The organism is Streptomyces sp. WM6378 (assembly GCF_001279695.1).
GTDB lineage: Bacteria > Actinomycetota > Actinomycetes > Streptomycetales > Streptomycetaceae > Streptomyces.
The window spans coordinates 51,049-63,032 of the sequence record NZ_LGDD01000350.1; the positions used below are offsets into that span (position 1 = coordinate 51,049).

General features: G+C 71.5%; 11 protein-coding genes. 5 read left to right on the forward strand and 6 right to left on the reverse strand.

Translation table 11 applies throughout. The features are described 5' to 3' along the window. Positions 1 to 37: 37 nt before the first annotated feature. From ADK54_RS40880 to ADK54_RS40890, 3 genes are read left to right on the forward strand one after another with little or no spacing between them, the layout of a single operon-like run. Positions 38 to 1,384: a discoidin domain-containing protein gene (locus ADK54_RS40880; RefSeq protein ID WP_053730937.1), complete on the forward strand. Its 1,347-nt coding sequence runs from the start codon at positions 38 to 40 to the stop codon at positions 1,382 to 1,384. Beyond that, the gene (locus ADK54_RS40885) at positions 1,384 to 2,649 is read left to right on the forward strand and encodes an MFS transporter (RefSeq protein ID WP_053730938.1); all 1,266 of its coding nucleotides are present in this window, start codon (positions 1,384 to 1,386) and stop codon (positions 2,647 to 2,649) included. The genes ADK54_RS40880 and ADK54_RS40885 overlap by 1 nt, the downstream gene beginning before the upstream one ends. Beyond that, positions 2,646 to 3,626, forward strand: coding sequence for a TolB family protein (locus ADK54_RS40890; protein ID WP_053730939.1), 981 nt, complete (start codon positions 2,646 to 2,648; stop codon positions 3,624 to 3,626). The genes ADK54_RS40885 and ADK54_RS40890 overlap by 4 nt, the downstream gene beginning before the upstream one ends. Position 3,627: 1 nt before the next feature. Here the strand turns inward: ADK54_RS40890 and ADK54_RS40895 are convergent, their stop codons facing one another. Next, on the reverse strand, positions 3,628 to 4,869 hold the full coding sequence (locus tag ADK54_RS40895; RefSeq protein WP_053730994.1) for a cytochrome P450 family protein: 1,242 nt from the start codon (positions 4,867 to 4,869) through the stop codon (positions 3,628 to 3,630). A 1,217-nt stretch (positions 4,870 to 6,086) separates the two neighbouring features. On the opposite strand from ADK54_RS40895, the gene ADK54_RS40900 reads away from it, so the two are divergent. After that, positions 6,087 to 6,602 carry a hypothetical protein gene (locus tag ADK54_RS40900; RefSeq protein ID WP_053730940.1) on the forward strand — a complete coding sequence of 172 codons (516 nt, stop codon included), beginning with the start codon at positions 6,087 to 6,089 and terminating at the stop codon, positions 6,600 to 6,602. Between the two features lie 63 nt (positions 6,603 to 6,665). Here ADK54_RS40900 and ADK54_RS40905 read toward each other — a convergent pair whose 3' ends face one another. Beyond that, positions 6,666 to 7,319: a chaplin gene (locus ADK54_RS40905; protein ID WP_078967034.1), complete on the reverse strand. Its 654-nt coding sequence runs from the start codon at positions 7,317 to 7,319 to the stop codon at positions 6,666 to 6,668. A 295-nt stretch (positions 7,320 to 7,614) separates the two neighbouring features. On the opposite strand from ADK54_RS40905, the gene ADK54_RS40910 reads away from it, so the two are divergent. Further along, a complete protein-coding gene (locus ADK54_RS40910; RefSeq protein ID WP_159048043.1) occupies positions 7,615 to 8,421 on the forward strand; it encodes a hypothetical protein in 807 nt (268 codons plus the stop codon). A 15-nt stretch (positions 8,422 to 8,436) separates the two neighbouring features. Here ADK54_RS40910 and ADK54_RS40915 read toward each other — a convergent pair whose 3' ends face one another. From ADK54_RS40915 to ADK54_RS40925, 4 genes are all read right to left on the reverse strand, one after another. Further along, entirely contained in the window at positions 8,437 to 9,156 is a 720-nt protein-coding gene (locus tag ADK54_RS40915) for an MgtC/SapB family protein (RefSeq protein WP_053730942.1), read from the reverse strand. A gap of 92 nt (positions 9,157 to 9,248) precedes the next feature. Continuing rightward, positions 9,249 to 10,772, reverse strand: a complete 1,524-nt coding sequence (locus ADK54_RS40920) for a helix-turn-helix domain-containing protein (RefSeq protein WP_053730943.1) — start codon at positions 10,770 to 10,772, stop codon at positions 9,249 to 9,251. 673 nt (positions 10,773 to 11,445) lie between these two features. Further along, positions 11,446 to 11,583, reverse strand: a complete 138-nt coding sequence (locus ADK54_RS46535) for a hypothetical protein (RefSeq protein ID WP_159048044.1) — start codon at positions 11,581 to 11,583, stop codon at positions 11,446 to 11,448. Positions 11,584 to 11,604: 21 nt separating this feature from the next. Continuing rightward, complete coding sequence (locus ADK54_RS40925) at positions 11,605 to 11,922, reverse strand: hypothetical protein (protein ID WP_053730944.1); 318 nt, start codon at positions 11,920 to 11,922, stop codon at positions 11,605 to 11,607. Positions 11,923 to 11,984: the final 62 nt, after the last annotated feature.

Sequence of the window (11,984 nt, forward strand, 5' to 3'; positions counted from 1 at the left end):
TCCAGCTCTCGCCACCCCGAAGGCAGGGAGTCCAGGTATGCGCCTGAACGCCTCCGCTCCACCTTTCTCGCCGCCGCGCCGCCCCACCGTGGGCCTCGCACTCGTCGGCGTCCTCGTGCTCGTCGCCGGCCTGCTGCTCACGTGGCCCGACCGGGCCGGAGCCGCCGCCGACCCCCTGATCTCCCGCGACAGACCGGCGACCGCCTCGTCCGTCGAGAGCTCGGCGCTCGGTCCGCAGAACGCGGTCGACGGCTCGGCCACCACGCGCTGGGCCAGCACCGAAGGCAAGGACCCGCAGTGGATCCAGGTCGACCTCGGCGCCACCGCCGACGTCACCAGAGTCGCCCTCACCTGGGAGGCCGCGTACGCGAAGGCGTACCGCGTGGAGATCTCCGCCGACGGCACCACCTGGACCGCCCTCGCCGCCGAGACCGCCGGGAACGGCGGCGCGGACGACTGGACCGGCCTGTCCGGCAAGGGCCGCTACGTTCGCGTGTACGCCACGGCCCGCGGCACCTCCTACGGCTACTCGCTGTACGACTTCGCGGTGTACGGCACCCTCGGCGGCACCACACCGCCGACCGGCGCCTTCACCGTGGTCGCCGCCGGCGACATCGCCGCGCAGTGCACGGCGTCCGACAGCGCCTGCGCCCACCCCAAGACGGCGGCCCTCGCCCAGAAGATCAATCCGCGGTTCTACCTGACGATGGGCGACAACCAGTACGACGACGCCCGCATCGCCGACTTCCGCGCCTACTACGACAAGACGTGGGGCGCCTTCAAGGCGAAGACCCACCCGGTGCCCGGCAACCACGAGACGTACGACCCGGCGGGCACCCTGTCCGGCTACCAGGAGTACTTCGGTGCCATCGCCTACCCGCAGGGCAAGAGCTACTACAGCTACGACGAGGGCAACTGGCACTTCATCGCCCTGGACTCCAACTCCTTCGACCAGAAGGCCCAGATCGACTGGCTCAAGTCCGACCTCGCCCGCAACGGCAAGGGCTGCATCGCCGCGTACTGGCACCACCCGCTGTACTCGTCGGGCGGACACGGCAACGACCCGGTCAGCAAGCCCGTCTGGAAGATCCTTTACGACGCGAAGGCCGACCTCGTCCTCAACGGCCACGACCACCACTACGAGCGTTTCGCCCCGCAGAACCCGGACGGGAAGGCGACCGCCGACGGCATCGTGGAGATCGTCGGCGGCATGGGCGGCGCCGAGCCGTACCCCATCGAACAGGTCCAGCCCAACAGCCAGAAGCGGATCAGCGGCCAGTACGGCGTGCTGAAGCTCGACTTCAACGACGCGGGCTACACCTGGAGTTACGTCGGCACCGACGGCCAGATCAAGGACTCCGCACCGAACTACACCTGCCACTGATGTATCTGGCGACCACCGGTCGCCGGGACGCGCCGCCCCCGTCCGCCACCGGCGGGCCCGGGCGGCGCGTCCCCGCCACCGTCCTCGCGCTCGGCACGGTCAGCCTCGTCACCGACGTCTCGTCCGAGATGGTCACGGCGGTCCTGCCGCTCTACCTCGTGGTCGGCCTCGGCCTCTCACCCCTCCAATTCGGCTTCCTGGACGGCCTGTTCAACGGTGCGGCGGCCGTCGTGCGCCTGCTCGGCGGACACGCCGCCGACCGCGGCGGGCGCCACAAACGCGTCGCAGGCCTCGGCTACGCCCTCTCCGCCTGTTCCCGCCTCGGCCTGCTCCTCGCGGGCGGCGCGACCGGCCAGATCGCGGCGGCGCTCGCCGTCGACCGGGTCGGCAAGGGCATCCGCACCGCCCCCCGCGACGCGCTGATCACCCTGAGCAGCCCGCCACACCTGCTCGGCCGGGCCTTCGGCGTGCACCGCGCCATGGACACCACGGGCGCGCTGCTCGGCCCGCTCGCCGCGTTCGCCCTGCTGTGGGCGACGGCGGACGCCTACGACGTGGTGTTCGTCGTCAGCTTCTGCACGGGCCTGCTCGGCGTGCTCCTGCTCGTCCTGTACGTACCGGCCCGGGCCGCGCCGACGGAGTCATCAACTCCCCAACGAATCAAGCCACTTGGAGCCTTGCGCAGCGCCGCCTTCCGCCGGATTCTGTGCGCCGCGGCCCTGCTCGGCGCCGCCACCGTCGGGGACTCCTTCGTCTATCTGCTCCTGCAGCGCGGGCTCGACATCCCGGTCGGCTGGTTCCCGCTGCTTCCCCTCGGGTCCGCGGCGGCCTACCTGCTGCTTGCCGTCCCGGCGGGCCGCATCGCGGACCGGGTCGGGCGGCGGCTGCCGTTCCTGTGCGGCCATGTCGCGCTGCTCGGCGTGTACACGCTGCTGCTCGCGCCGTCCGGCGGAGCCGCCCTCACGATCGTCGTGCCCGTGCTGATCCTGCTCGGGGTCTTCTACGCGGCGACCGACGGCGTGCTCATGGCGCTGGCCGCGCCGAGCCTGCCGGACGGCGGCCGGGCCGGCGGGCTCGCCCTGCTCCAGACCGCTCAGGCGCTGACCCGGCTCCTCGGCACGGCGGGGTTCGGTACCGCCTGGACGGCGTGGGGGCCGGGCCCCGCGCTGTGGATGGCGGCCGTCGCGCTGCTCGTGTCCCTCGCGGGCGGCCGGGCACTCCTGCCGGGCAGCCCGACCCCCGATCCGGAAAGGCCCACCTCATGAGCCCCCGCGCGAAACTCGCCGTCGTGGTCGCCGCCGTCCTGCTGCTCGCCACCGGCTCGCTCGGCTATGTACTGCACTCGGCGCACCGAGGCCCCCGACAGGCCGCCGCCGACGGCTCGTTCACCTTGGAGGGCCCGGGCCTCTACTTCCGGGACACGGCCACCGGGCGCATCGCCCGCCAGCCGCTCGGCGCGCCGCGGGGCGCCCGCACCGGCGGCGGCCCGGAGTGCGAACGGTTCTACGCCGCCGGGGACACCGCGGTGTGCCTTCGACGGGAGCCCGGGGTGCCGCCGCGTGCGTACGCCGTCATCCTCGACCGGCGGTTGCGCGAGGTGCGCCGGATCGCCGTGCCCGGCATCCCGAACCGGGCCCGGGTGTCCGCTTCGGGGCGGATGCTCTCGTGGACCGTGTTCGCGGTCGGCGACTCGTACGCCACCACGGCCTTCTCCACCCGCACGTCGATCCTGGACCTGCGGACCGGCTATCTGATCAAGTCGATGGAGGAGATTCCGCTCACGCTCGGAGGAGCCCGATATCACGCGCCCGACGTCAACTACTGGGGCGTGACGTTCGCGCGCGACGACAACGGGTTCTACGCGACTGTCTCGACGAAGGGGCGGACGTATCTCGTGGAGGGGAACATGGCGGCCTGGTCCGCCAAGTCCCTGCGGGAGAACGCCGAATGCCCCTCCCTCTCCCCCGACAACACCCGTATCGCCTTCAAGAAGAAGGTCTCGGACGACCCCGCCGCACCCTGGCGGCTGTACGTCCTCGATCTCGCCACGCTGAACGAACACCCTCTGGCCGAGCGGCACAGCGTCGACGACCAGGCGGTCTGGCTCGACGACCGTACGGTCGCCTACGCGCTGCCCGGCCGGGCAGGACGAGCGAGCGACGTGTGGACCGTGCCGGCCGACGGCAACGGCGCGCCCCAGCTGTCCGCTGCGGGCGCCTCGTCTCCCGTCGCGGTGCGCTGAGCTACTGCCGGAGGCGCACCGGTATCTCCTGCCAGCCGAAGGCGATGAAGGACGGGACTTGTTTCAACTCTGCTGTCTTTACGGCGAGTTGCAGGTTCGGGAAGCGGTCGAAGAGGGCCGGGAGGGCAGTGAGGGCTTCCATCCGGGCGAGCGGGGCGCCGATGCAGCGGTGCACACCGATGCCGAAGGCGAGGTGGTCGTCGGCGCCGCGGGCCGCGTCGAAGGAGTCCGCTTCGGCGCCGTAGTGCGCCGGGTCGAGGCCCGCGGCCGCGTACGTGGTGATGATCGCGTCGCCCGCCGGGACGGTGACGCCGTCGACGGTGATGTCGCTGATCGCGAACCGCAGCGGGAGGTTGGCGATCGAAGGGTGGACGCGCAGCGTCTCGTCGACGACGGCGTCCCAGCCGATCGCGCCCGAGCGGACGGCGGCGAGCTGCCCGGGGTCGTCGAGGAGCGCGACGACGGCGTTGCCGATGAGGTTGACCGTGGTCTCGAAACCGGCGCCGATGACCACGAGCAGCGTATGGAGGAGTTCCTCGGCGCTGAGCCGGTCACCGTCCTCGTTGCGCACCTTGATGAGCTCGGTCGTCATGTCGTCGCCGGGCCGCTCGGTCTTGTACGCGACGAGGGCGGGGAGCACGGTGGCGATCTGCTCCTGCACGAACGCGGCGTGCTGCTGGGTCGGGTCGGAGGTGTCCATGATGGCGGCGATCAGCGCACCGGTGGACTCGGTCAAGTGGTCCGGAACGCCGAAGAGTTCGCAGATGAGGCGCATCGGCAGGGGGTGGGCGTAGCCCGACTTGAGGTCGACGGGCCCGCCGGACGCGGCGGCTTCGCCGAGGGCGTCGAGGAGTTCGGCGGTGATCGTCTCGACCCTGCCGCGCATCGCCTCGGTACGCCGCGCCGTGAAGCTGGGGGCGACGAGTTTGCGCAGCCGGGTGTGGTCGGGCCCGTAGGTGGACAGCATGTTGATCACGCCGACCCAGCCCAGGATCCAGCCCCACTCGGGGTGTTGGCCCAGCTCCGGAAAGAGCGCCCAGTGGCGGCGCGGGTCCTTGCTGACCCGGGGGTCGAGGATCAGCGTCTTGAGAGTGTCGTAGCCGGTGGGCGCCCAGGCGGGGATCCCGCCCGGCAGGGTGACCGGAACGATCGGCCCGAGCGCGCGCAGCCGGGCGCTCTCGGCGGCTATGTCCGCCCCGAACGGGTCGAGGGGCACACGGGAGCCCTTCCCCGGCGTCTTCACACTCTTTTCCAGTGCGTCCGCCACCTGGCCGAAAAAAGCCGCGTGGGCGCGGGCGCTGCACGGCGATTCGGGGTTCCAGGCCAGGATGCGGGACCCGTTCTCCAGGGCGCGCCACGCCGCGTCGGACCGCAGCTCGTCGAGCGGGGCCGCGTTCGACCGGACGTCCACGAGGGCTATGTCGGGCCGCAGTTCGGCCGCCGTCGGCCATCCGGTCGTGCACCAGTTGGCGCCCGCTCCCGCTCCCGGTTCGACGAGATCCACGCCGTACTGCGCCAGGGCCCGCAGCTCGGGCCAGGCCTGTGGGCGCGCCAGGTGGACCTCGGACGCACTCGCCGGGGAGAGCGCGAGGACACACGGCCGGGGCGTTCGCGCGGCGGCGGCACGCAGCCGGTCCTCGGCGGCGAGCAGCGCGTCGCCGTTCTCCTCCGGAGCCCCCAACGACCGTGCCAGGTCGGCGAATCGGCTCCGTATGCGCGTCGGCGTGTGCGCCTGGCCCACGTCCAGGACGGCCACCGGGACCCGCTCCTCCAGGTGCTTGGCCGTCTCGGGGTCGAGCCCGTACACCTGGCCGCCGCCGTAGCTGACGGCAACGACGAGGTCCGGCCCCGGGGCGAGCAGCGCTTCCACGTCGAGGTCCGCTCCCGCGCCCAGGTAGCCGACCTCGTTCAGCGGCAGCGCGCCGGACTTCGCCGGGTCGGGTTCCGCGCCGTCGTGGAAGGACCCGAACACCGCGACGGGGCGTATCCCCAGGTCCTCCAGTGTTGCGCCGGCCTGTATGTAGGCCACCACCCGGGACGGAGGTGCCGGCGCCGCCGACATCTGTCCGCGGTCGTCCGAGAATCGCCAGGCCGTCTGCTCCATGACGTCATCCGCCCCCAATGCGGTCGCGTTGCCGGCTCGTGCGAAGCCGGTTCACCGCTTGACTTCCCAACGCGCGGGACCGTCACGCAAGTTCCCGCTCTCAGCCGTCAACTGCCGCTCGGGACAAGGAATTTCGCGCCACGGCCCCGAGTGCGGAGCACGCCGTTTCCGCCGGGCTCCCCCGGACCCGGCACAGCGGCGCACGGCCCAGCAGGGGCCGCCGCGATCCCCGCCCTGTAGTGCGGGAACCCGCCTGGGCACAACCCGTTCCACCGGGCCGCCGGGCACGGCCGTTTCGAGCCGTACGCCGAGGATGTGGGCGACGGCGGGCCCGGAGGCTTCTAGTCTGCGGGGCCATGAACACGAAACGCCTCGTAGGTCTCGGCCTCGCCGCGGTCCTCACATGCGCCGGCGCCCTGTTGTTCAGCGTGGACACCCCGGCGAACGCCGACACGGCCGATCTGACGTTCAGCACCGACAGGGACGCGGTCCTTCCCGGCTCCACCGTGGACCTGACGATGACGCTCACCAACACGCAGTCGACCGAGATCCGGTTCGTCTACCAGTCGATCCAGCCGACCTGGGACACCAGCAGCCAGGCGGGCCTCAAGTACGCACTGGTCTCCTGCGAGACGGCGGGCGCCGACTGCAAGGACGCCGCCAAACTGGGCCTCAACTACGGGGTCCCACTGGCCCCCGGGGCGAGCCGCACGGTGACCCTGACGTACCGCATCGCCGCGGACTCCGCCTGCGGGCGCACCCTGGGCTTCTCCTCGTACCTCTACTACGAGTACGGCAGCGGCCTGTTCTCCACGAGCGACACCTACGGCACGCCGGACATCCGGGTCGACTGCCCGCCCGCGCACTCCTAGCCGTCACCCGGCACGGCCGTGGCCCCGGCATCGATGCCGGGGCCACGGGCTGCTACCGGTGCGTCAGCGCGTGGCGCCGCGGAAGCGTCGGTAGAGCACTCCGCCGCCCAGTAGCAGCGCGGCCGAGGCGGGGATCGCGAGGCCGATGCCGTCGGCGCCGGTGTGGGCCAGTTCGGACCCCTGAGCCACAGGCGTCGCGGGAGCGGCCCGAACCGGTGCGGGCCCCGGGAGCGCGGGAGGAGCCGCCGGATGGTGGTGAACCGGCGTGGAGCGGTTCACCGAGGTGTTGCCGACGGCCGGGTTCAGCGCGCCGACGACGCTGACCGAGTTCCCGGAGATGTTGACGGGGAGATCAACAGGGAGCTGGAGGCCGTTGCCCGCGAGCACCCCGGGTGAATCCTTTCCTCGCCCGGAGGCGGAAGCTCCGCCGGTGTTGCCGGAGTGCGCGGAACCCGCCTTGGCGCCGTGGTGGGCGCCCGAGACGTTGGCGCACGTGTTGCCCGCGCTGGGGTTGAGCAGTCCGAGCACGTCGACGGTGTTCCCGCACACGTTGACCGGGACGTTCACCGGAAGCTGCACGGAGTTGCCCGCCAGCACGCCCGGGGAGGAGTCAGCGCTGCCGTCGGCGTTGGAGTCCGCGTAGGCGTAGCCGGTCGCTGCCAGCACACCGCCCGCGGCCACCGCCGTGACCAGGCCTTTCATGGCGACCCGTCTCATTGGTTTCCTGCCTTCCGGAGGTTGTCGCGGGCCACTCGCCCGCACCGCCATCAACGCCGGAGAGACCGGAGGGGTTATGCCTAATACGCCTTTCACCCCATCGAGTGGCCTGATTATCGATTTGAGTCGGGTGTGCAGGTTTACGCCAGTATGGGCGTGTGTATACGCCCGCGGGAAAGCGCCGCACCCATGATCGAACAGGTCCGGGGGCGGCCCCCGACCCACGTGCGTCCCATGGCAGGATCGACCGGAGGTCGGTGGGGAGTCCCTGGCCGGAGCGGTCTGGGGGTTGAAGGTGAGCGGGGACACGGAAGCCCGGGTGCGGGCCGCGGGGCCAAAACCGGCGCTCGCCGGAATTAGGCGACCCGTCGCCGCCCCGGCGCCGCGAACGCTCGGCCGAGCCGAACGCAGTCTCAAGAGCTTCGTACGTTTCCTCGGACGGAATCTGCTCCGCGAATTCCGCTCCATCGTCGCCGAGCCCGTGCGCGAGCTCGTGCGGCGCGGCCTGTCCAGCGTCCTCATCGCGATCCTGGCGTCCGCCGCGGTGCTCTCGCTGCACGCGGTGGACCAGTACCGCACCGGCGCCGTACTGGTGCGGCTCACCTCGCACGTCCGGGGCGACATCCCGATCCCGCTCGTGCTGCTGCGCACGCCGCTCTCGCTGTTCGTCCCCGCCCGCGACATGCCGGCCCTGCCGGGCATCCCCGTGCTGTTCCTCGGGTTCGCGCTGGCCCAGCTGGTGCTGGGGCTCCGGCGGACGCTGGTGGTGGCGTACGCCGTCTCGCTCGCGGGCACGATCAGCGCCCGGGTCATGATCGCCGTGGGGCCCGGTTGGTGGGGGCTGCCGCCGGAGGCGGCCCATGTCGTCGACACCGGCGCGTCGGCCGCGGTCGTGGGCCTCTTCGCCCATGTCGCCACGGTGAAGCGGGCGCCCGTGCTGTTCTTCTTCGCGGTCACCCCGACCGTGATCAGATCCTTCGAGAAGCCGAACCTGGCGGGCCGCGAGCACATCGTCGCCATCACGGTCGCCGTGGTCCTCGGATTCCTCGCCACCCGTAAGCCCAGGAGGACGGCACCCGTCGACCTGGCCTGTACGGCCTGAGGCCGGGGCGCGCTCTCACTCGTCCTCGTTGCCGCCGCGCGTGCACGCCACGACACCGGCCACATCGGCGAACCGGGCGGTCAGGACGGTCGGGTCGGCGCGGCCCACCGCCGAGATCAGCACCTCCGCCGTGTCCCCGGCGCCGCCCACCCTCAGCATCTGGAGCCCCGCGACGGTGAACCCGGCCCGCTCGCACTGCTCCATGAGCTCTTGAAGCAGACCGGACCGCTGCTCGTACGCTATCCGGAAGGTCGACGCCACGGACCGCATCGCGGGCAGCCGGTGGACCATCGGGCGGACCACGTAGGCGGCGACGAAGTACGCGGCGGTCGCCAGGATCGAGAGCAGTGGCAGGCCCGCGGCCGCGGCGGCGCCCACGGCCGCCGTCAGCCAGATCGTGGCCGCCGTGGTGAGGCCCTGGACGGAGCCCCGGTGCACGAAGATGACCCCGGCGCCGATGAAGCCGACCCCCGACACGATCTGCGCCGTCACACGGGACGGGTCGAGCTCGATGGTCCCGGCGTGCAGGACGTCGGCGAAGCCGTACTTGCTGACCAGCGTGAACAGGGCCGCTCCGACGCCGACCGTCGTGTACGTCCGCAGCCCCGCGGCCTTCTGGCGGATCTCCCGCTCCAGGCCGATGGCCGCGGAGAGCAGGAACGCCAGGCCGAACTCACCGGCCTGGAGCCAGCCCTGCCCACTCGGCTCCAGCGCCCCGGCTGCCAGCAGCACCATCTTGTGCCCCTTCCCACTCGGGCCGCGCCCACCTCACGAACAGGCTCTCTCTACCCATACAGCCACGATCCATGACGCCCCGCCCACCTGATTCAGCGGCAGCGCAGCGCGGCGTACAGGTCGAGCTTGTGCTCCAGGCGGGAGAGGTCGCGGCCGGTGAGGACCTCGATGCGCTGGATGCGGTAGTGGACGGTGTTGACGTGCAGGTGCAGGGCCTCGGCGGTGCGCGCCCAGGATCCGTTGTGCGCGAGGAAGGACTCCAGGGTCTCCCGGAGCATCTGCGAGGAGGCGTTGTCGTCGTCGGCCAGGGGCCCCAGGACGCGGTCGTGGTAGGCCGCCCGGACGTCGGCGGGGATGCCGGCGAGCAGCCCCTCCAGCGTGGTGAGGTCCGCTACGGAGCCGAGCCTCGCCCCGTCGGGCGCCTTCGAGCGTGCGGTGGCGAGGGCGTAACGGGCGCCGGTCAGGCTGGAGTTGAGCCGGTCCGGCGAGGTGACCTCGGCGCCGATGCCGCCGTGCAGCGGGACGAGGGGCGCGCAGGCTTGCACCACCGGCCACAACTCCCCCAGTTCCGCGGCCGGTTCGGGGCCGCCCTGGACCACGGCCACCGCCTCGCCGTGCGGGAGCCGGCCGAGGGCGAACGGCCGGTCCGGAGTGTGGCGCAGCGCCTCGGCGAGGGCGTCCGCCGCCACGTCCTGGTCAGCGTCGGTCCTCGCGGCGGCGGTGACGACGCGGAACGGGCCGTCGTGGGACAGCCCGCAGGCGGTGAGCGCGGCTCGCAGCGAGGAGGGATCGGCGGTCCGCGCGTCGATGAGCCGGACCAGGTCACCGGCCCTGCGCCGGGCCTCCTTCCGCGCCCGGTCCCGGCCGTACCTGTGGTCGGCGAACACGTCGGCCGTCTCGTGCAGGAGGCGGGGCGGGGCGGTGGCCGCATCGGCGAGGTGCAGGTGCCAGCTGTCGTACGCCGAACTGTCGGTGTCTATCCGCAGGGTGAGCCCGTCGGGTGCGCGGCGCAGCAGCTCCCGGGCCCGCTGTGCGGGGATCTCGGGGGCCTTGGGGGTGCGCGCGACGGTGCGCCCGGTCGGTGTCAGTACGTAGCAGTCCGGGGTGCCGAGGTGGGCGAGCGCGCGGTCGAGCAGGACGTCGGGTTCCGCGCCCGCCCGGACGAGGTCGCTGAGCTCGCTGCGGACGTTCTCGGGCAGGGCGTAGCGGTGTGAGGTGGGCCGCCTGCTGAGGTCGCCCCACTGGCGCAGATAGACGGCCTCGGTGATGGCGCGGAAGTTGGTGCGCGAGGGCACGGCGAGAAGCGGGATGCCGTACTCGCGGCACGACCGGGTCAGCTCGTCGGGCACTGCCCCGTGCGTCTCCTCGCCGGCCAGCAGGGCCGCCGCGCCCGCGGTCGCCAGCGCCGAGACGAAACGGCTGATTTTCTCCGTCCCGCCCCCGGGGCTCCACCACACCAGACCGCTCAGAACGACCTCGCCCGGCCGCAGGAAGCGGGTCGGGTCCTCCAGGTCGGTGGCGGTCACCCCGGTGATCTCCCGGACGAGCTGCTTCTCCTCGCCCCAGAGCAGTTCCAGGTCGAGGGATTCGAGACGCAGGAGGTCTTCGACGTGCATGAGTGGCTCCTTGGTGCGGGTGCCGGGCCGCTGGCACCGGTTCTCGCATTCACCAGGTGAATATGAGTATCTGCATCGTAGATGCAAGGCGAGCTGGCCGATATACCTCTTGTTTGATCCTCCAGAGATGGCTCTGCCCAATGGTGGTTTTCCGTGTGACGCACCAGTCGCGGCGGACCCGGCCCCGTTGCTTCACTCATCCTGTGAACGGGCCGCGGGCAACCGCGGCCGAGGGTGTGGATGCCCCCGGACCGTCAACGCCACTCCGCACGGCGGGGGTTCCCGATGAGCGGGGGATCAGAACCGCCCCGGAAACGGCGAAAGGCCGCATCGGAATGATTCCGATGCGGCCTTCGACTACGACTCCTTCGTGTCGGGACGACAGGATTTGAACCTGCGCCCCCTTGGCCCCCAGGAGTGAGGGCCGCAGGAACCACCTGCACATATCAGGCAGAACCAGGATGCGGGGCGTGCGTCCGCGCGCGTGCTGTTCAGGGTCGCGAGTACCGTGCGGTCCCCAGGGACGAGGTCGAAGCGGTCGAAGAACGCCGGGAGCGCCATGTGCGCCTCAAGGCGGGCCACCACACAGAAGTGGGGGCCGCGCCCGAAGGACAGGTGACGGGTGTCACGCGCGACGTCGAACGACGTGGCAAGCGAACCGTGTTGGGCGGGGTCATGCCCCGGAGACACGTACGACATCATTAATCGGCTCGCCGGCGCGCACCCGCGCCAGTTGCTCGGGGTGGGTCATGAGAGCGAGGAGGGAGTTGGTGAAGAAGTTGATGGTCGTCTGGTGTCCGGCGGTCAGCACCAGAATGAGGGTGTCGACGAGTTAGTCGTGGGTGATGGAACCGCTGGTGTGCTGCTCGACCAGCACGGAGGTGAGGTCGTCGCCAGGATCGGCGGCCTTGCTCGCGGCCGGTTCGGCCATGAAGCGGCAGAGCGCCTCCTCAGTGGCGGTCACCTCCATCGGCTGTTCGGTGGTGTCGAAGAGCGCCTGGCACAGGGAGTGCAGCGGGGCGTGCTGCTCGTCGGGCACACCGACCACGTCGACCGGTACGACAGGTCCGGCCCCAAGCAACCGCTTGGCTTCCGCTCGGGCGTCGGCGGCGAACGGGTCAAGGGTGAACAGCGGATGGGACAGATCCATGACGTGCCCCTACGAAGAGTGGGGATACCGGTGCGGCCGCGGGTGGGCACGTGTATGCCCAC